Raw genomic sequence first — 19217 nt, 5'->3', positions numbered from 1 at the left:
GTGAGCTTCCCCCGTGCTACTCGAAGTACTGGCCGAGTTCGGAGGCGGAGATGGCGGAGCCGCTCCGCGCCCTGATCTCGGCGGCGATCTGCGCGTCATCGTTGGCATGCAGCTTCTTGCTGTAGTCCAGATGATTGGAGATGTGGGCACAGGCCTGACGGACGGCCTTCACCTGGCTCTCCCAGACCGTCAGGGTCGTCATCAGCTCGTCGCCCATGGCGAAGTTGGACTGGGAGAGTGCCGTCGCCGCCTGGTGCGTGGAACCGGCATGGTCGGAGTTCATCCCGGACCCGGCGATGTCCACTTTCTTCACCAGATCCCCGTGCAGAACGAAGGCGTCGTGTCCCACAGCCCCGAGGTCGTCCTGCCGCGCGACGAGATCGGGTTTGCCACCAGGCCCCGGCCCTTGCGCGGGCGCACGGTTCACCTGCATCTGCGTCGGCTGCCGGCCTGCAGCCCGAGCCTTCAACTGTTCCCATTCGTCCCACGCCATGGGGCCGCTCCTCCGTCGCCGTCCGTTCGACGTGGCCGTACCAGTTGCCGCACAGGCATCCAGGGGGGAGCCGTCACCCATGTCTCGGCGTCAGCATCCGACCCGGTCGGCCGAACCGAACGTAGTCGACATCGACGAGCAGCCACCGCACCATCGCAGCCACGCACAAGGCCTTGCCGACTGCCCGTGGGCGCCACTTCCGGACGGGAAGCGCCGGGCGCCCGGTGCGGGTCCTGCGTACGTTTGCTCCTCGCGTGGGACAGCTGTCCACATCTTCATGTTGACGACGCCGAAGAAGCCGGCACAGAGCAGAGGGAACGACCGTCACCGCCGCTGAGGCCTGGGCCTACTGCACCTGGTCTGCCAGTGACTCGGCGAGGTCGGTGACCTGTTCGCGGTCCAGACATTGCCGCTGTCGGCAACGATCACGTCGCCGGTCTCACCTCGGCGACCTTGGTGGCGAGGGTGTGCACCTGCACTTCCTCCTCGCCGACCTGGACGGTGCAGCTCACCAAGACACCCGAAGCCTGAGCCAGCTGTTCCCCCGGCTTGGCCCTCTGTTGCTCCCGTCTGTTGCTCCCGCGGCCGGCCGTCAGGGTCGTCGCGGCGAGCGCAGCCGTGCAGCCGGCGCTGCAGCCGCAGCGTTTCCCGAGGCTCTGGCGAGCCGCGTTCAGCCACCGGCCAGCGCATCTGAGGATCCGAACGATGGCTCAGGACCAGTCGTTGAACGATTTTTCAGCTTCGCGGAACAAATTCTGAAGGCGCCGCCCCTCATGCACTCCCACCTCTTCTGCCTGGTTTGCGATGGCGTTTCTCAGCCTCGGCCATCCGTATTCGGTGTCTCCTGGAGAGGTCTCGCTGGCAATACTGAACAGTATCCCTGTGGCTCTTCCGGATTCACGCATCACTCCGACGGCCTTATCCGTGGTACCGGTAGGGGTGCTCGTGAAGTCGGCTCGGGTAAGTGTGCCGATTCGCTGAACGATACGTTCGTGCTGAGACGAGTATACGGCGGAGAAGGCGCCAGGGTCTGACGCCAGTTTGAGCAAGAACTCTCTCAAAATCTCGGCCGACACATCGAGGTTGTTTGGGGTAGTGGAAAAATCGGGGTCCGAAAAGTCTACGTCGATGCCAAGGATGTCGAACACGTCATAAGAATAGTGGGTCAGCGCGTTCGCCAGGTTCTGGCGAATTTCTTCCGGTATGGCAGCCGCTTCAGATTCCGCATAGGTGGTGATGACGCGCTCTGTGATTCTGACCTGCTCCGGGGAATGCCGATGGGCCTGCTGCGGAGCCGCCTGCCCCGCCGAGCGTCCGGTCATGGAGGTCTCCAGCTTGTCACCGCACTCCTCCAGTGGCCCCGACTCCGGGGACTGTTCCGGCGATACGAGTGACCAGCAGAGGTCTTCGCCAGGATCGGGAGCCTCGTCTTGCGACAGGAAAAAGGCGCTGCCGCCAACGGCGAGAGCGACGATGGCCGTTGCCACGATTGCCAGCGGTGAACGATGGAGCTTCCGCTTACCTTCAGGTGCGTTCTTCATCAGCCCTGTTCCCCCGTGGCTCCCCTGCTTCCGCCCAGACCGTCGTTGTAGGCCCCTCTCGCTGTCCCCGTCAGCTCCGACATCCTTCCTCCGGTCGCTGTTGTCTCCGCAACCGAGACCCCGACTTCCTTGGCATGCTCGTGGAGCATGCTCCGCAGGCGGGGGTATCCGTGGTCCTCGTAATACTTGATCAGTTCTTCCCTGGTTCGATTCGAGACCTCGTTGTTGAGGGCCTCGGCTTCCTTTCCCGTTCCGATGTCGATGAGCCGCTGCACGCTGTCACCGATCACCGGAAAACCGGTGACCGCGGCACCGGAAACGTGGTACTTGTAGACCTTGTTCCAGTTGTTCGTCCCGATTTCGCTGTCCCTCTGGTCGGTCAGAACATCCGCCCGGACCTGATCGAGGCTTCCCATGACGTACCCGGCTTCCTGAAGGACTCCGTTGGCCTTGTCGGGTTCGTTTTCGGCCGGCCGGGACAACAGGTCGTTCTGGCTCAGGTGGTCGATCTGTGCGGCGGCGAAGGCAACTTGTGAATCGTGAATGGTCCGATAAGCGCCGCCGTCCCCGGACACCTCGCGAATGAATCTGATCAGCGATGTGTCTTTAAGGTCCAGATCATTGGGTTCAGTGGAGAAGTCGGACCCAGAGAAGTCGGCGTCCTTTCCGAGGATTTGGTACACGTCGCTGGGGTAGTAGGAAACCGCGTTGGCGAAGTTCTGGCGCATGTTGTGCGGGACGGCGTTGCCTTGATCCTTTATGCCCGCGTCCCCGTAGGACTTCACGATTTCTTCGAAAACCCGCTTCTCCGCAGGAGTATGCTGCGAGTAGCTCTCCGGAGGGGGGACGACTCCGGGAGTGTAACCCGTCATCGCGGCCTCCAGCGCTGAGCCGAATCCGGCAAAACTGTCGGCATCCTGGATGTCGCGACGATATACCGAAACACCATCCTTCATGCTCGCTCGGTGTTCGTTGACGAGGTCCCAGTCGCGGTCTTCCTGGAAGTAGTGAAGTCGGTCCTTTCCTGTCTGATTGGCCGGGTCGAAGTACGCTGTTGCGGCATCGGGGTTCTTGCTCATGACGCCGAGCAGACCGTCCAGTGGGTCGTTGGCGAACCATCCGTCAGTCTTGTTTGGAGCCGACGAATCGAACTTGTGGTCCAGGTCCCAGACGTCCGGGTTGCCGCCGAGCTTCGGATCTTCCGCATTGCGGATTCTGTCGGCCATCTCGTGAAGAAAGGCGCCACTGTAGTTGCCGCCCTGCTGCATCAGGGTAACTATGCTCTGATAGCCTCGTGCGCCGTCGTTTCCCGCACCGACGCTGTGCACATCCACAGCCTTGAGGTCGTACTCCTTGGTCCCCGCCTCGTCCATCTGGGCGAACCACTTGGTGTAGAAGCCTGCGTCCGGAGTGCTCTTCCAGTTCTTGAGGGCTTCGGTGTACTCCTTCGTGCCGAGCTTGAGATGCGCGTCCTTCGAGCCAGGGGGGAGTGGCTGTCCATCCGTCCCGAACGCCGGAACCCTGGTGGCCGTCCCAAGCGTCTCCGCGAGACCCTTCTGAATCTCCAGGTACGCCTTCTTGCCGTCCTTGGCGTCGAAATAGGCCAGGTCGTTCAGCCGGTTGGTGAGCTGGATCGTCCTGTCGACGCCGAGACCGCTCAAGAACGTCTGACTGAACGCTTTGTTGTCGGAGTTGTCGCGGAAGGCGCGGTTGAGTTCGGCACGTTCCGCCGCAGTGATCTTCTCGCCGCCCGCGAGGCGGGTCGCGATGTCCTCGGCGTTCTCGGCCTCGTACTTCTCGATGTCGCCCTTGGCCTGCCCGTTGAAGCCGTTCAGCGTGCCATCGGTGGCGTCGGAGTCGACGACAACGGCCGCGAAAGCGATCTCGACGCCCTTGTCGGCGTCCGTCACATCCTTGACGAGCTGGTCGATGCGGTCCTGCCAGGAGCGGACGCTCTTCCGGACGCTTTCCTGGAAGTCGGGGTCGTGGTGGTAGGCAGTGCGGCTGCCCTCGCTGAGTCGTTCGGTGTCGTAAGAGACGATGCCTTGGTCGGACACCTTCATGCCGGCTTCGACGGCTTCCCGGCGGGCGGTCTTGAGTTTCCCGCGCAAATCGACGAACTGGGTGTGTGCGTCACGGAGCAGCGCAGCGACCGCTTTGGCCTCGGTCTGGGCGCTTTGGTACTCCTTGAGCGTGACGTCGAAGCGGCGGCTGGCGGTGTCCGCGCTCACTCCCAGCCATGTCGGGCCCATGGATATGCCGAGCACATCCCGCTTGTAGGCCTTCTCCTGCTTTTCGAACTCCTTGGCCATCTCGTCCCAGCTGTCGGCTGCCGTGGTGAGCGTGGCCAGGTCGGTCGTCATGATCTCGTGGTACGTCGGCATGGGTCCCCGTTGACTGAGAGCGTGAGCATGGGCGGGCTGACGGGCGGGGCGGTGGCGTGTCCGAACCGCGGCCGAGTCACTGAGTGCCGGTCACCGGGATCGACAGCAGACCGTTTCCCGTAATCAGGTCAGGGGAGTGCAGCGCCTTGTTGGCGCCCCGCAGGGCTTCCTTGTCCGCCGAGAGCCGGTTCATCAGGTTCTGGACCTGGTCTTCCCAGGTCTTGTGGGCCTTCTTCAGGGCGCCCGAGGTGACCCACCCGTGTCCGTCCTTCGCCGCGAACGCCTTGACCGCTGCGTTCGTGTCCGTCTCCGCCCGGTTGCCGGCCTTGCGGGTGTCGTCCTCGATGTGGTGCTCGATGGCCCTGGCCGCGGCCTGCTTCTCGGCCTGGCTCGACGCGAGGTCCGGTCGGGAGCCCGGAGAACCGGAGCTGCCGCCTCCGTCGGCGGGCAGCTGATTGAGCTGCATCCGTGTCGCGTGCCTGGCCGCGGCTTCGGACTTGATCTGCTCCCACTCTTCCCAGGCCATGCGGACGCGTGCCTCCCCGTGATGGACGTCCAGAGCACAGAACCGTGTCTGCACCAAGAGAACGCCGAACATCCTTACATGGGCCGACGTGGCGGAAGTCGGCTGTCCGCTTTGCGCACCACCTCTTCACAGTCAGCCATGCCGACGCGGCTCGACGGCCGTGCAACCCTCTGCTCTCTCCGCTCACCGCCGCCAAGTAGGCTCGCCCCTCGGCAACATGACGGGGGAGGTTTTGCGGATGGAGAGCCCACGTGCGGACGACCCGCCGCGCATCGGGCCGTACGCCGTACTGGCCAGGGCCGACGGTGAACGCGAATGGCGGCGGACGCCTGAGCGCCGCTACATCGCCCACAGCGTGGACGAGTGGCACACGGCCATGGTGTGCGTCCCGCGCGCCGACGCCGACGCGGTCCGCTGGGCCGCCGAGGTCGAGACCGCGCGGCAGGCGACGTTCCCCCTCCTGGTGCCGGTGACAGCAGCCGGCGGTACCGCCTCGCACCCCTGGTTCGCGACGCCGTACGTTCCGCGACTCTCACTGGCCGCTGCCCTCGCCGCGCACGGTGGCCCGCTGCCGGAGGCCGTCGTGCGGTCCCTGGGCGCCGTACTCGCCCACGCGCTGGCCACGGCCCACGCGCTGGACGTGACGCACGCCGGTCTGTCCCCGGCCGCCGTTCTGCTCGGGGCGGACGGACCACGGCTGGCCTGTCTCGGAGCGGTGCGTGCCGCCGCTCCCGACGGCGTGCCACGCCTCGACGTGCCGGGGCTGGAGCCAGGATGCCTCGCCCCCGAGCAGGCACGAGGCGGTCACCCGCACCCGCTCGGCGATGTGTACGCCCTGGGCGCGGTGCTCTCCTACGCGAGTACCGGGCACACGGTCCCCGAGCGGGACGAACTGCCGGCGTCGCTGCGCGGCCCGGTCACGGCCTGCCTGTCCCGTGGTCCGGCCGCGCGGCCGTCGATGGCCGATCTCGCGTCCGAGCTGTCGGCACCGCTCCCGGCCACGGCCGGGTGGCCGCGGCCAGAGACGGATGCCCCGGTCCCGTCGGCCCAGGTCCCGTCGGCCCCGGCCCCGACGGTCCTCGACGACGCCGCGACGCGCGGGGGAGCGCCGTCCGCCACTCCACCGCCGGTCCCCCTCCCCGCCCGGGTCGTCGCAGCCCTCGCCCGCCAGTCGGCGCGGATCCTCGCCGCGGAGATTCCCCGGCGGTTCATGGCGGTGAGCTGAGCCCGGTGTTCTCCCCCCTCACGCACGACGATCCGGCCCGGCTCGGTGACTACCGTCTCCTCGCCCGTCTCGGCAGCGGCGGTATGGGCACCGTGTACCTGGGCCGCTCGGTCACCGGCCGCTCCGCCGCGCTCAAGACGATGCACGCCCGCGTGGCCGCCGACCCGGTCTTCCGCACCCGGTTCCGCCTCGAGGTGGACGCCGCCCGGGTCCTCGGCGGTCACCACGGCGCGTCGGTCTTCGACGCCGACGTGGTCGCCGAAACCCCGTGGCTCGCCACGGAGTACGTCGTCGGACCACCCCTCGACGACGCGGTCGGCCTGTGCGGCCCGCTTCCGGAGCCGGTGATCCGTGGCCTCGGAGCGCTGCTCTGCGCGGCTCTGGCCCAGCTTCACGAATCGGGTGTCGTCCACCGGGACCTCAAGCCTTCCAACATCATGATCACCGCCGACGGGCCGAAGGTGATCGACTTCGGTATCGCGCGAGCGATCGGCGACGACCGGCTGACGAAGGTGGGGGTGGCCGCGGGTACGCCCCCGTTCATGTCTCCCGAGCAGGCGACGGGTGCGGAGCACACCTCGGCAGGGGACGTGTTCGCGCTGGCGGGGGTCCTTCTGTACGCGGCGACCGGTCGGGGGCCGTTCGGCGCGGGACAGGCCGCGGACCTCCTCTACCGGGTGCGCTACGCGGAACCGGACCTGACCGGCCTGCCGACGGGCCTCGTCCCCGCCCTGTACCGATGCTTCGCCAAGGATCCACAGGCACGACCCACGACCGCACGATTGCGGTCCGAACTGGCCCCGGTGGACGCCGCCTTCGTCGATCTGCTGCCTCAGCCGCTGCTCTCGGACATCGCGCGGCGCGCCACCCGTGTCTGGCAGGTCGAGCCACGCCGTCTGCCGCCGCCCGCCGGCCAGGCCGTGGCAGAGACCGTCACGGCCGCTGCCGCCGCCCGGCCGGGCATGCCCCGGCGGAAACTGCTGGGCATCGCCGGAGGATCGGCCCTGGGCGTCGCCGGGGCCGGTGCCGGTGCGTGGGCCTGGTTCGGTCGCGGGGGCGGAGGCAACGGGGCGACGGCCGGGCCCGTCGCCGCCCAGGACCGCAAGTGGGACCTGCTCTGGCAGGTGGTCCTCTCCGGCAGCACCCCGCTGCTGCCCCCGTCACCGCTTCTGCTGGAGGATCTGGTCGTCGCGGGGGGCCGCGGTCTGAAGGGCCTGGACCCGAAGACGGGGCAGGTGCGGTGGCCCGATCCCGACGTGTACTTCGCCCGTCGAGTGACGACGGACGGAACGCGCCTGTACACCGCGGGCCACACCCTCGAGGAAGATGATCCCCTGACGGTCCACCGGGTCGACCGGGCCGACGGGGCAGTCGGTGACCCCGTGATCAGGGTCGAGGACCTCAAGGCCGTCCTCTACGGGACCCAGCTGCTGTGCGCCACGGCCGACCTGATCGTCGCCGTCGGAGGCACGGGACCCCAACCCTCCGCGACTGACGATAAGAGCCGCTTCCGCCCGGATCAGTCCTGGTATCTGCTCGGTCTCGACCCCCGGTCGGGCGACAAGACCTGGGAGGTCCCGCTACCGCGCAGGCCCGGCACATCGGATCGTCTCCATTTCCTGTCCGCCAGAGTCCAGGGGAGCCACCTGGTCCTCGTGCAGCAGTCCGAAGACGGCGCGACCCGGTTGGTGGTGCGCGACGCGCGTACCGGGCAGGGCCGGTGGAGCCGGCGGCTCGGAGGCGAGCGGTCGGCGTTCAGTCGCGCTCATGTGGCCGTGGACGACCGGCACGTCTACACGTCGGCGACCGCCGACGGGCTCGTCGCCCTCGACGTGGCCGACGGGAAGGTGTCCTGGCGCCTGGACACGACCGCCACGGGAGTGCGGCAGGGTCCGCCCGCCCTGAAGGACGGTGTGGTGTACGTGGTGGAGGAGGGCCGTGGTGTCGTCGCGGTCGGCGCCGCCGACGGCGAGGTCCGATGGGCCGAGGAGCGTCGCGATGTCCGGGCGGAGCACCTCGAAGCCCCGCCCGCGGTGGGCGTCGAGTACGTGTACAGCGCCGCACCGTCAGGCCTGGTGGCCACCGGCATCCGGGACGGAACCGCCGCTAGGCCCTTCAAGGCCGCTGCCGGAGCCTGGTACTTCGCCCACGAGCCGGCGCGACGGCTCATCGCCGTCGGCGACGGCTATGTCGCGGGCTACCCCCTCCTCTGACGCGCGGGCCACCCACGCCCTGACCTCTGAACGGACGCACGAAAGCGGTACGACATGAAGCCCCTGGAAACCGGAGACCCGGTCCGTCTCGGGCCCTACCGACTCCACGGAGTGCTGGGCGAGGGCGGAATGGGCAGGGTGTACACAGGGCAGGACGCCGAGGGCCGGATCGCGGCCGTCAAGGTGCTGCACCCGCACCTCACGCACGACCGGGCCCTCGTCCAGCGGTTCGTCCGCGAGGCCCAGACGGCCCGGGCCGTCACCGGCACCGGCGTCGCCCGTGTTCTGGACACCCGGACAGAGGGCGGCCGGCCGTGGATCGCGACCGAGTTCCTGAGCGGCCCCACCCTGGAGGTCGCCGTCAGAGCGTACGGCCCCCTCGAGGAGAGCGCCGTGCGAGTCCTCGCGGCCGCCCTCGCCGACGCACTGTCCGACATCCACGCCGCGGGCCTGATCCACCGCGACCTCAAACCCGCCAACGTGGTGCTGACCTCCTCCGGGCCCCGCATCATCGACTTCGGCATCGCCCGCCCCGAACACGGCCTCACGCTCACCACCACCGGCCAGGTTCCCGTCACTCCGGGATACGGCGCACCCGAGCAGGTCCTCGGGCACCGCGTCGGCCCTGCCGCCGACGTCTTCTCCCTCGGCGCCCTCCTGGTGTACGCCGCGAGCGGGCAACGCGCCTACGAGGGCACGCACGTGGCCGCAGTCCAGTACGAGGTGGTCCACGGGGAAGCTCGTACCGACCGGGTGCCGCCCACGCTCCGGACCCTGATAGGCCCCTGCCTGGCGAAGGACCCCGCGCACCGGCCGGCGCCGCGCGCCGTGGCACAGGCCTTCGCCCCGCCCCGCGGGGCCGACCGGGTGTGGCGCAAGGGGCCGATCGCCGAGGACATCAAGCGACGCGAGCACCAGGTGCGCGCTCTGGCCACGCTCCCCGGCACGACGGCTGCCTCCGCTTCCCTTCCGCGGCGCCGTGTGCTGGCGGTTCTCGGTGCCGGCGCAGCCGTGACGGCCGCCGGAGGCGGCACAGCGGGCTGGTGGTTCTGGAAGAGCCGCCGAGGCGGCTCGGACCCCTTCGGCATTCCCCCCGCCGTCGATACGCCCGCCGCCCGGCTGTTGTCCGCGGAGAAGGGCGACTACGTCCTCGACGAGACCCCCGGCCCCCTCTGGAGGCACACCTCCGTCCTCGGTGACGACTCACCCGCTCCGCTGCCCGTGCGTGACGTCCTGATCGTCGGGGATCGGGAAGCCGGCGTCACCGCACGCGGTGTCGTGGACGGCAAGGTGCGGTGGTCCGCGCCCGAGGCGGTGGCGGTACGCCGGTATGTCTCGCTGTCCGACCGGCTGGTGGCCACCGTGGCCGACGACGGTTCTCTGCTGACCTTCGTCGCGGCCACCGGCGCACCGAAGTGGACGTCTCCCGCGGATGCCGCCTCGGTCCTCGCGGCAGACGCCGAGGCCGTCTACGTCGTCACGGCCGACGGCCGGCTGCGCAGCGTGGGCCGCTCCGACGCGACGGTCCGCTGGACCGCGTCGGCCGACGCCGACCTCGGCGGCACGGGTGAGGCACGCGGCCTCGTGGCCCGGGGCGTCCTGGTCGTCACCACGGCCGCGGGCGATGTCCTCGGCATCGACACGCGTGGCGGCCGCACCCTCTGGAAACTCCGCGACCAGGCCGGCAACAGGCCGAAGGTCTCGGTGGCGGGCCGCTCCCTCTTCGTCAGCGGCAGGTCGTTCACGGCCCGTCGCCTCCGTGACGGCAAGAGGCTGTGGAGCCCGGATATCACAGGCCGAGACGGCCAGGAGACCTTCTGGGGGCCCTCCGTGGTGCACGGGTCACACGTCTACGCGGCCGTCCTGGGCAGCCCCCTCCGATTCGACGCGGGAGACGGGAAACCGAGTGACTGGGCCTATGCCTCCCTCCTCACCTGCGATCCGCTCAGCCCCCTGGTGATCCAGGGCAACGGCTTCTGGTCGGTCGCCGTCAACGAGGAGGAGGGCGCAGTGAACGTCGTGCACCGGGCCGACGACCAGGGGTCGGAGGTCGGCTCGACCCGGAGCAACACCTCCTGGACCTTCCGCATCATCGAGAACGTCGACAAGTACTGGATGACAGCCGACGGCAACCGTGTCTTCGTCGTGGACGGGGGCTCACTCACGGCCCTGCCCGTTTTCTGAGCCGAGTGCGGACCGGCACGGGAACCGTGCCGGCCCGCACCGTCACAGCCCTTCCTCCGCCACCAACCCCGTCTGCACCAATGGCCTCCCCCGCCGCCGCGACACGAACACGCCCCGCCCCGCAGGCATCGGCCGCGGCCGGACCCCGCCCAGGACGTCGCCCTCGGACGGGTCGCCGGCCAGGACCACGCCCTGGGCGCCCAGTTCCTTGATGCGCTGCATGAACGCCTCGTACGAGGCACGGCTCGCGCCCGCGGTGGAGCGCGCGATGATGAAGCGGACGCCCACGTCCCGGGCGAACGGCAGCAGTTCCGTCAGCCCGCTCAGCGGATTGCCGCTCGACGTGGCGACCAGGTCGAAGTCGTCGATGACCACGTACACCGTCGGGCCTTGCCACCAGCTCCGGTCCCGCAGCTGCTGCGGCGTGACGTCGGCCGTCGGGGTACGGCGCTGCATCAGGTCGGCCAGGGCCACCATGTGGTGCTCCATGGCGTTGGACATCGGGATGTACTCCGCGAGGTGGGAGTCCGGCGTCACGCCCAGCAGGGAGCGCCGGTTGTCCACGACGAACAGCTTGCACTCGTCGCCCGAGTAGCGCGTCGTCAGCTGCTTGATCAGCAGGCGGAGCAGGTTCGACTTGCCGGACTCGCTCTCGCCGAAGACGAGGAAGAACGGGTCCTGGTCGAAGTCGACGAAGACGGGCTCCAGGTTGTCCTCGTCCAGCGCGAAGGCGACGCCGCGCCGCGGGAACCGGTTGCCCGCGGGCAGCTGCTCCGCAGGGAACTCGCGCGGCAGCAGCCGGACCTCCGGCGCCCCCGGCGCCTGCCAGTGCCGGGACACCTCGGCCGCCAGCGCCGCCGTGGCGTCCGCCAGGTCGGTGTCCGAGGTCAGGCCGTCGATGCGCGGTACCGCCGCCATGAAGTGCAGCTTCTGCGGCGACTGGCCGCGGCCGGGCACCCCGGTGGGGACGTTCGCGGCCACCTTGCGGTCCAGCTCGGAGTCCATGGTGTCGCCGAGCCGCAGCTCCAGCCGGTTCAGCAGGCTGTCCTTGAGCGCGGACCGCACCTCCATCGACCGGGAGGCCGACAGCACCAGGTGGATGCCGTAGCCGAGGCCGCGGGCGGCGATGTCGAGGATCACCGGATCGAGTGCCTCGTACTCGGTGCGGAAGTTGGCCCAGCCGTCGATGACCAGGAAGACGTCACCCCACGGCTGGTCGGTGACCGAGATGTCGCCGCGGGCCCGCCGGGACCGGAACTCCGCGATCGAGGAGATGCCCGACGCCCGGAAGTACTCCTCACGGCGGGCCAGGATGCCGTAGACCTCCGCCACCGTACGCCGCACCTTCTCCGGGTCCAGGCGGGAGGCGATGCCACCGACGTGCGGCAGCCCGGCCACCGCGGACATGCCGCCACCGCCGAAGTCCAGCCCGTAGAACTGCACCTCGTGGGGAGTGTGGGTCAGCGCGAAGGAGCAGATCAGCGAACGCAGCAGCGTCGACTTGCCGGACTGCGGGCCGCCGAGGATCTGCATGTGGCCCGCAGCGCCCGAGAAGTCCACCCACAGCGGGTCACGGCGCTGCTCGAACGGCTTGTCGACGATGCCGACGGGGACCACGAGCCGCCCGGCGCCCTCGTAGCCGGGCTGGGTCAGTCCCCGGCCCTCCACGGCGGTCAGGCCCGGCAGCAGCCCGTCCAGCGAGGGCGGGCTGTCCAGCGGCGGCAGCCACACCTGGTGGGCCGCCGGTCCCTGGGCCTCCAGCCGGCGCACGACGACGTCCAGCACGGTGTCCGCCAGCGCGTCGTCCACCTCGCCGGCACCGTCCGGCGCGTTCGCGCCCTGCCGCGGCACCGGCGCGTACCGCACCGGCACCTCCGCCGCGGTGAACAGCACGGGCCGCCGGTCCACCGGCAGCGGGCCGTCCGCGGACGCGGTCCGCTGCGAGCCGGAGCGGTAGACGCCGGAGACGTACGCCGCCTTGAAGCGGAGCATCTCGTCGGTGCCGAACTTCAGGAAGCCGGACCCGGGCACGTTCGGCAGCTCGTACGCGTCCGGCACGCCCAGCGCCGCCCGCGACTCGGCGGCGGAGAAGGTGCGCAGACCGATCCGGTACGACAGGTAGGTCTCCAGGCCGCGCAGCCGGCCCTCCTCCAGCCGCTGCGAGGCCAGCAGCAGGTGCACGCCCAGCGACCGGCCGATACGGCCGATCTGCACGAACATGTCGATGAAGTCCGGCTTCGCCGTCAGCAGCTCGCTGAACTCGTCGATGACCAGCAGCAGGGACGGGATGGGCTGGAGCGGCGCACCCGCCGCGCGGGCCTTCTCGTAGTCGTGGATGTTGGCGTAGTTGCCCGCGTCGCGCAGCATCTCCTGGCGGCGGTTGAGCTCGCCGCGGATGGAGTCGCCCATGCGGTCGACCAGGGTGAGGTCGTCGGCCAGGTTGGTGATCACCGCCGCGACATGCGGCATCTGCGCCATGCCGGCGAAGGTGGCGCCGCCCTTGAAGTCCGCGAGCACGAAGTTCAGGGTCTCGGAGGAGTGGGTGACGGCGAGGCCCAGCACCAGCGTGCGCAGCAGCTCGGACTTGCCGGAACCCGTGGCGCCCACGCACAGGCCGTGCGGGCCCATGCCCTCCTGCGCCGCCTCCTTGATGTCGAGCATCACCGGACGGCCGTCCTCGCCGACGCCGATCGGCACCCGCAGCCGCTCCGCCTGCGACCGCGGCCGCCAGGTGCGCCGGGTGTCGATGGAGGCGGCGTCCCCCAGGTTCAGCAGGTCGGTGAACTCCAGGTTCGCCAGCAGCGGTTCGTCGTCGTCCCCGCCCGAGGCCATGCGCAGCGGCGCCAGCTGCCGGGCCAGCGCCTCCGCGGACTCGTACGACAGCGCGTCGGGCGTCCCCTCGTAGACGGCACCGTGCGCCGACTCCAGGCGCACCGCATGCGGCCGTACGACGATGGAGAGGTCACCGCGGACCCCGGTGGGCTCGCCCTCGGCGACCTCGACGACCGTCACGCCCTGCAGGCCCTCGGGGCCGGCCAGCAGGGACTCCTGCGGCAGGGACACGCCGTCGAGGACGACGACGATGTGCGGGGTCTCCGGCAGGGGTGCGGCGTTCGGATGGAAGCGGGGGCGCCCCGACAGCCGCGAGGCCAGCAGGTCCTCGATCTCCCGGGGGTCGCCGCTGATCAGCCGGCGCGAGCCGGCGCCGTCCGCGACACCGGCCAGCTGCACGTGCGGCAGCCACTTGGCCCACTCCCAGTGCGGCAGCGACTCCCGGCCCGCCGCGACCGCGACGATCAGGTCCTCGGGGGAGTGCAGCGAGGCCAGCGAACCGGTCAGCGCGCGGGCGGAGGACCGTACGGACTGAGGTTCACCGCCGAGGGTGACGTGGTAGAAGGCGCGCAGGGAGACCGCCATCGGCAGGTCGTCCAGGGTGCTGTGGACCGCGACGAACCGCTGCATCGCGCCCGCCGTGAGCGGCTCCAGCTGGTCGACCGGAGCCGTCTCCGGGGCCACCAGGGGGGTGGCCAGGGGCTGCGGGCCGAGGCCGATGCGCACCTGCGCGAAGTCCTCGTCGCCCGGCCGCCGTTCCCACACCCGGCTGCCCTCGGCGACCAGCGCCCACAGCTGCTCCGGGGAGGGGTGCAGGTAGTACTGGGCGTCACGCTGCGCCTTCGCCGTCTCCACGGTGGTGCGGCGGGTCTGCGACAGATAGCTCAGGTAGTCGCGGCGCATGTCGGCCAGCTGGCCCTGGGAGCCGCGGCGGAAGCGGACCACCATCGCGATCGACATGGCGATCGTCGACGCGATCATCACCATGCCCATGATGCGCATGAAGGGCTGCCCGCTGGTGAAGAAGAAGACGACCGAGCCGCCCATGCCGAGCGTCGGCAGCAGCTGCATCAGCACGCTCTCGTGCTGATTCCGCGGCAGTTCGGGCGGTGGCTGAACAGCCACCTCTCCCGTGGGCACCGCCGGCGGCAGCGCCCGAGGCGGACGCTTCACGACGATCTGGCTCACACTTCACCAATCCCCTTGCCGGCCCGCCGGTTTTGTCGTCCGCCACCCCGTGTCAGGCGGACGAGGGCCGCCGCGCGATCCTACTGATCCCACCACAGGCGGACGGACGGTAGGGTGCCGGATGTTCGCGTGAGCACACGTGAAATCCGGGCGGACGGACGGGGCGTTCCGTGCGATGTGGCGCGGCGGGGAAACGCCGGGACCGGCCGGACGGCCCCTCGTCCGCTCCGCACCGCCCGGTCCTGCGGCGGGCGCCGCGAAAGCGGCGCAGGACTTTCACACCGCAGACGCAGAAGCAGTGCTGACGCAGAAGCAGCACTGAGGCAGAAGCAGCACTGAGGGGGAGCAGCAGGTGAGCATGACGGCCTCCACGGCGGCCACCGGCACGGGCGGACCGGGCCAGGCAGCCCCTTCCGGGGCGGCGACGGGGCTCGGGTTCTGCCGTGTCACCATCGTCGCGCCCGACAGCCGGATCGACGTGGCGCTCCCCGACGACGTGCCGGTCGCCGACCTCTACCCCGAGATCCTCCGGCTCTCCCGGCAGACCGCCGCCGAGGGCGCTCCCGTCGGCTACCACCTCGTCCGCCGGGACGGAACCGTCCTGGACAGTTCCCGGTCCTTCGCGGCCCAGCGCATTCTCGACGGTGAACTCCTCACCCTTCGTCCGTTTTCGGAGTCGCTGCCGCCGGCCGTGTTCGACGACGTCTCCGAGGCGGTCGCCTCCGCGGTGACCCGGGACCGCTCCCTGTGGCGCGGCGACCTCACCCGCGCCGCCGGCCTCATCGGCGGCGGGGTGCTGCCCGCCCTGCTCGCGTTCGTCGCCTGGAACGCCGACCCGCGGCACGACATGCACAGCCTGCCCGGCATCCTCGCGGGCATCGCCGGCGTGGTCCTCGTCGTCCTCGGCTGCGTCCGCGCCCGCGTCTACGACGACCGGGGCGCGGCCATCGCGCTCGGCCTCGGCGCCCTCCCCAACGTGGGAGTGGCGGGCTCCGGCCTGCTGTCGCTCTCCGAGGGGCAGGGCATCGGCAAGCTCCAGTTCCTGCTCGCCTGCGCGGCCGTGCTGGTGGCCTCGGTGATCCTCACCCTGTGCTCCCCGCGCGGCGACGGCCAGTTCGTCGCCTTCACGACGGCGTCCGGGCTCGCCCTGCTCATCACCTTCCTGGCGCTCCTGCTGCACTGGACCCCGGCCGAGGTCGCCGCCCTGTGCGCGCCCGTGGCCATCGGCGCCCTCGCCTTCCTGCCGGGCATGTCCATGCGCTTCGCCCGGCTGCCCATCGGCTTCGAGGCACCGAACACCGCCCCGCGCAGCGCCTACGGCAACGACCCCGAGCCGCAGGAACCGGTGGACGCCGAACGCATCGAGGCCCAGGCCCGCCGCGGCCACGAACTCCTCGTCGGTCTGGTCGGCGGCTGCTCGCTGCTCGCGGTCGGCTCCGCCCTCGTCCTCAGCTTCTCCGACGGCCTCTGGGCTCAGCTGCTGGCCCTGGCCACCGGAATCGCCCTGCTGATGCGCGCCCAGCTGTTCCGTTACACCGCCCAGGTCGCCACCGTCCTGGCCGCGGGGCTCGGCTCCCTGGTCGCGCTGGGCCTCGGCCTGGCGCTCAACCCGCCGAACGCCGCGGTCCGCGACGCGCTGGCGGGGGACCGCGGCGATCTCGACATCCGTACGATCTGGCTGGTCGCGGCCATCGCGGTGGCGGCGGCGCTGATCACCTCCATCGGCCTGATGGCCTCGCGCAGCGGCCTCACTCCCTTCTGGGGCCGCTTCCTGGAGATCGCCGAGGGCTTCGTCCTGCTGACACTGGTGCCGCTGGCGCTCGCCGTCTTCGACGTGTACGCGTCGGTGCGGTCGATGACGGGATGACGACCTGACGGACGAGTCCCGGCGCGACGGACGAGCGCCCGCCGGCACAGCGAGCCCCTCGACGACGTTCCGGCAGAAAGTGACCCGCGTGAGCTTCGGTCCGCCCCCCACCATGCAGCCGCCCCAGGGCGCCCCGCCGTCCAGGCCGGGGGGCCGCGAGGGCCGCGCCCGCGGAGGCCGTGCCCGCGGAGGCCGTGCCCGTCAGGCGCTGCTGGGACTGCTGGTACTCGTCCTCGCAGGGGTGCTGGGCACGGGCGGATGGCTGCTGTGGCAAGGCCCGAGCGGGGGAGGGCAGGACACCGGCAAGCCCGGGCCGGCCGACGGCCCGGGCCGGCTGGACGTCCGCGAAACGGTCGAGAAGCGCCCCGCGAGCACCACCGGTGAGATGGCCTTCCGCTTCTCCGCGGACGACATGGCCCCCGGCGAGCACAACGAGATGCCGGGCATGTGGGCCACCGACAGGATCCTGGCGAAGGGCATCAAGCGCACCCTCGTCGGCTACCGCATCGGCACCGACGCCGAAGTGGGCGACGAGGCGTGGCGGACCCGGCTCGGCGGCTGGATCTGCGGCTACACCCGCCACGTCACCGGCGAGAACCGCACCGCCGTCCTCTTCCGGGAGAACGACGAGGAGGACTCCCTCTGCAACCACGTCGCCTTCGTCGACCTCGACGACGGCCGCGAGGTCTGGCAGCACGAGTTCCTCGTCTCCGGGGCGGGCCCCTCGCAGAGCACACCCGAGGACGCCGGCGTCCAGGACCGGCCGAGCGTGACCCTGACACACGGCACGGTCGCCGTCACCTGGGGCGGCGGCACCGTCGGCTACGCAATGGACGGCGGCGAGAAGCGCTGGCGCACCACGGTCGCCGGCCGCTGCCAGGACATGGGCGCCGCCGGCGGACGCGCGCTCCTGGTCCGCGAGCAGTGCTGGACCGCCGACGACGACGCCGGCGCCGAGTACTGGCAACGGATCAGCTACCACCTGCGCAAGGTGGACCCGGCCACCGGCCGGACCCTGTGGTCGTACGAGGCCCCCAAGGGCATCCGCGACCTCAGCGTGCCGTCCACCGACCCGGCCGTCATCGCCGTGCCCGGCGGGGAGACCGGGATCACCGAGCTGATCTCCCTCGACGACGAGGGGAAGAACCGCGCCACGCTACGGCTGGGCGACGGAACGTACGTAGGCGAGTGCTTCCACGGCGACTACGTCGTCATCGACTACTGCCCGACCATCGCCGTCGGCGCCGGCCAGGCCTTCCTGCGCAGCAAGGACCAGCCGGAGAAGCAGATCTCCAACTGGGTCATCGGCTTCGACCTGGCCACCGGCAACACCACGACGAAGTTCGACTCGGGCCCCGGCGCGCTCCTCTACCCGCTGCGGACGAGCGGCGACCAGCTCCTCGCCCTGCGCCTGAGCGACGACGGCATCACGCCGAACGCGCTGGTCGGCCTGGACCCCGGCACGGGCAGGCAGACTCCGTGGCTCTACTTCGCCCTGCCCGCCGAGGCGGAGCTGCTGTCGACGCCGCACGCCAACGACGTCCTCGTCCAGGACGGACGCCTCTTCTTCGGCGCCAGGGCCGCGATCGGACCCGGCGGCACCGCCAAGCAGTGGACGTACCTGGTACTGGGCATCGGCAGCGGCGCGGCGGAGAAGCCGTGACGGCCCTCCGCCCCGTCATCCGTCACCTGCCGGCGTCCGCCGCCTCGCCCCCCGGCGCCCGCTCCAGATCGAACTCCCCGTCCCGAGCCCCCAGCACGAACGCGCGCCACTCCGCCTCCGTGTACCGCAGCACGGTGTCCGGGTCGAGGGACGACCGCATGGCCACGGCGCCGCCGGGCAGGTAGGCGATCTCCACCCGCTCCTCGTGCTCCTCGGTACCCGGTGCGCTCTGCCACTCGACGCCGGAGATGTCCAGCGCGTACAGCTCGTCGCGCTCCCGCTCCTTGCGGGCCCTGACGTCCTCGTTCACTTCCTCCGCCATCGTGCAGCGACCCCTTCCCGTCCGTGCCGCACCCGGCACTGCCTGTGATCCCCTCACCCTAGTGGCCGGACCTGCCCCGGCCCCCCGTTCCGAGGGGCACGAGCGGGGCGGCCGCCATCGCCTGGTACTCTGTGTAACGGCCGTTTGTTACGCACCCCCGGAGCAGCCCCTGGCGCCCTGGAGGCCGCGCTCAGCGGATCCCCGCCTTCCGAGTCACGGAAGATCCCCCGAGAAGCAGACCGGGGGCACTCGGTGGCCATTCACAGACTATTGAGGAGTACGCGTGTCGCTCGACGCCGCTACGAAGAAGCAGATCATGGCCGAGTTCGGTACCAAGGAGGGTGACACCGGCTCCCCCGAGGTCCAGGTCGCTCTGCTGTCGCGTCGGATCTCCGACCTGACCGAGCACCTCAAGACCCACAAGCACGACCACCACTCCCGCCGTGGTCTGCTGATCCTGGTCGGTCAGCGTCGCCGCCTGCTGCAGTACCTGGCCAAGAAGGACATCCAGCGCTTCCGTACGCTGGTCGACCGCCTCGGCATCCGCCGCGGTGCGGCGGGCGCCAAGTAAGACGCCGTGGAGGGAGCGGTTCCCATCGTTCGGGGGCCGCTCCCTTTGCTGTACGTGCGCGGTGTCACCGCGGCTTTGTAGTGTGGTAGCACAACGTACAAGGCGCGACGCACCACGTACGTCGTACGGACCTACGCGGCAGCGTCCGCGCGTACGACACAACCGAACGAAACGAGGGGAAGCGCACCTCGCCGCCGCCGGTCCTCGG

12 protein-coding genes are annotated in these 19217 nt (G+C 70.3%); 6 read left to right on the top strand and 6 right to left on the bottom strand.

Annotation, left to right across the window (positions count from 1 at the left end):
• Nucleotides 1–16 precede the first annotated feature (16 nt).
• From ACLGIH_RS08755 to ACLGIH_RS08740, 4 genes are all read right to left on the bottom strand, one after another.
• A complete protein-coding gene (locus ACLGIH_RS08755; protein ID WP_416524664.1) occupies nt 17–493 on the bottom strand; it encodes a hypothetical protein in 477 nt (158 codons plus the stop codon).
• A gap of 710 nt (nt 494–1203) precedes the next feature.
• Nucleotides 1204–2034: a hypothetical protein gene (locus ACLGIH_RS08750; RefSeq protein ID WP_416524663.1), complete on the bottom strand. Its 831-nt coding sequence runs from the start codon at nt 2032–2034 to the stop codon at nt 1204–1206.
• Nucleotides 2034–4397 carry a DUF6571 family protein gene (locus tag ACLGIH_RS08745; protein ID WP_416524662.1) on the bottom strand — a complete coding sequence of 788 codons (2364 nt, stop codon included), beginning with the start codon at nt 4395–4397 and terminating at the stop codon, nt 2034–2036. Before ACLGIH_RS08745 ends, ACLGIH_RS08750 begins: the two co-directional genes overlap by 1 nt.
• 97 nt (nt 4398–4494) lie before the next feature.
• The gene (locus ACLGIH_RS08740; protein WP_416524661.1) at nt 4495–4944 is read right to left on the bottom strand and encodes a hypothetical protein; all 450 of its coding nucleotides are present in this window, start codon (nt 4942–4944) and stop codon (nt 4495–4497) included.
• A gap of 238 nt (nt 4945–5182) precedes the next feature.
• On the opposite strand from ACLGIH_RS08740, the gene ACLGIH_RS08735 reads away from it, so the two are divergent.
• Genes ACLGIH_RS08735 through ACLGIH_RS08725 form a run of 3 tightly spaced genes read left to right on the top strand, consistent with a single transcriptional unit; the run spans nt 5183 to nt 10566 of the window.
• Nucleotides 5183–6169: a protein kinase family protein gene (locus ACLGIH_RS08735; RefSeq protein WP_416524660.1), complete on the top strand. Its 987-nt coding sequence runs from the start codon at nt 5183–5185 to the stop codon at nt 6167–6169.
• Nucleotides 6170–6174: 5 nt separating this feature from the next.
• Entirely contained in the window at nt 6175–8382 is a 2208-nt protein-coding gene (locus tag ACLGIH_RS08730; RefSeq protein ID WP_416524659.1) for a protein kinase domain-containing protein, read from the top strand.
• A gap of 54 nt (nt 8383–8436) precedes the next feature.
• Nucleotides 8437–10566 (top strand): serine/threonine-protein kinase, encoded by a 2130-nt coding sequence (locus ACLGIH_RS08725; RefSeq protein WP_416524658.1) that lies wholly within the window; start codon nt 8437–8439, stop codon nt 10564–10566.
• A 42-nt stretch (nt 10567–10608) separates the two neighbouring features.
• Here ACLGIH_RS08725 and eccCa read toward each other — a convergent pair whose 3' ends face one another.
• Nucleotides 10609–14586: a type VII secretion protein EccCa gene (gene eccCa, locus ACLGIH_RS08720; RefSeq protein WP_416524657.1), complete on the bottom strand. Its 3978-nt coding sequence runs from the start codon at nt 14584–14586 to the stop codon at nt 10609–10611.
• Between the two features lie 352 nt (nt 14587–14938).
• Between eccCa and eccD the strand changes: the two genes are divergently transcribed.
• Complete coding sequence (eccD, locus tag ACLGIH_RS08715) at nt 14939–16453, top strand: type VII secretion integral membrane protein EccD (protein ID WP_416524656.1); 1515 nt, start codon at nt 14939–14941, stop codon at nt 16451–16453.
• Nucleotides 16454–16541: 88 nt separating this feature from the next.
• Nucleotides 16542–18116, top strand: coding sequence for an outer membrane protein assembly factor BamB family protein (locus ACLGIH_RS08710; protein ID WP_416524655.1), 1575 nt, complete (start codon nt 16542–16544; stop codon nt 18114–18116).
• A gap of 22 nt (nt 18117–18138) precedes the next feature.
• Here ACLGIH_RS08710 and ACLGIH_RS08705 read toward each other — a convergent pair whose 3' ends face one another.
• Entirely contained in the window at nt 18139–18438 is a 300-nt protein-coding gene (locus ACLGIH_RS08705; RefSeq protein ID WP_416524654.1) for a DUF397 domain-containing protein, read from the bottom strand.
• 283 nt (nt 18439–18721) lie between these two features.
• Here ACLGIH_RS08705 and rpsO point away from each other — a divergent pair, with 283 nt between their 5' ends.
• Nucleotides 18722–19009, top strand: a complete 288-nt coding sequence (rpsO, locus tag ACLGIH_RS08700; RefSeq protein ID WP_031118350.1) for a 30S ribosomal protein S15 — start codon at nt 18722–18724, stop codon at nt 19007–19009.
• Nucleotides 19010–19217: the final 208 nt, after the last annotated feature.

Origin of the sequence: Streptomyces hamibioticus (genome assembly GCF_047946815.1) — a bacterium.
Taxonomy (GTDB): Bacteria; Actinomycetota; Actinomycetes; order Streptomycetales; family Streptomycetaceae; genus Streptomyces.
Note: the sequence above shows the minus strand (reverse complement) of the source record. Positions and strands in the feature narration are given on the sequence as shown.

Excerpts from the sequence above, each read along its gene's own strand:
- ACLGIH_RS08755 (WP_416524664.1), bottom strand. The coding sequence starts at position 493 with ATGGCGTGGGACGAATGGGAACAGTTGAAGGCTCGGGCTGCAGGCCGG.
- ACLGIH_RS08750 (WP_416524663.1), bottom strand. The coding sequence starts at position 2,034 with ATGAAGAACGCACCTGAAGGTAAGCGGAAGCTCCATCGTTCACCGCTG.
- ACLGIH_RS08745 (WP_416524662.1), bottom strand. The coding sequence starts at position 4,397 with ATGACGACCGACCTGGCCACGCTCACCACGGCAGCCGACAGCTGGGAC.
- ACLGIH_RS08740 (WP_416524661.1), bottom strand. The coding sequence starts at position 4,944 with ATGGCCTGGGAAGAGTGGGAGCAGATCAAGTCCGAAGCCGCGGCCAGG.
- ACLGIH_RS08735 (WP_416524660.1), top strand. The coding sequence starts at position 5,183 with ATGGAGAGCCCACGTGCGGACGACCCGCCGCGCATCGGGCCGTACGCC.
- ACLGIH_RS08725 (WP_416524658.1), top strand. The coding sequence starts at position 8,437 with ATGAAGCCCCTGGAAACCGGAGACCCGGTCCGTCTCGGGCCCTACCGA.
- ACLGIH_RS08705 (WP_416524654.1), bottom strand. The coding sequence starts at position 18,438 with ATGGCGGAGGAAGTGAACGAGGACGTCAGGGCCCGCAAGGAGCGGGAG.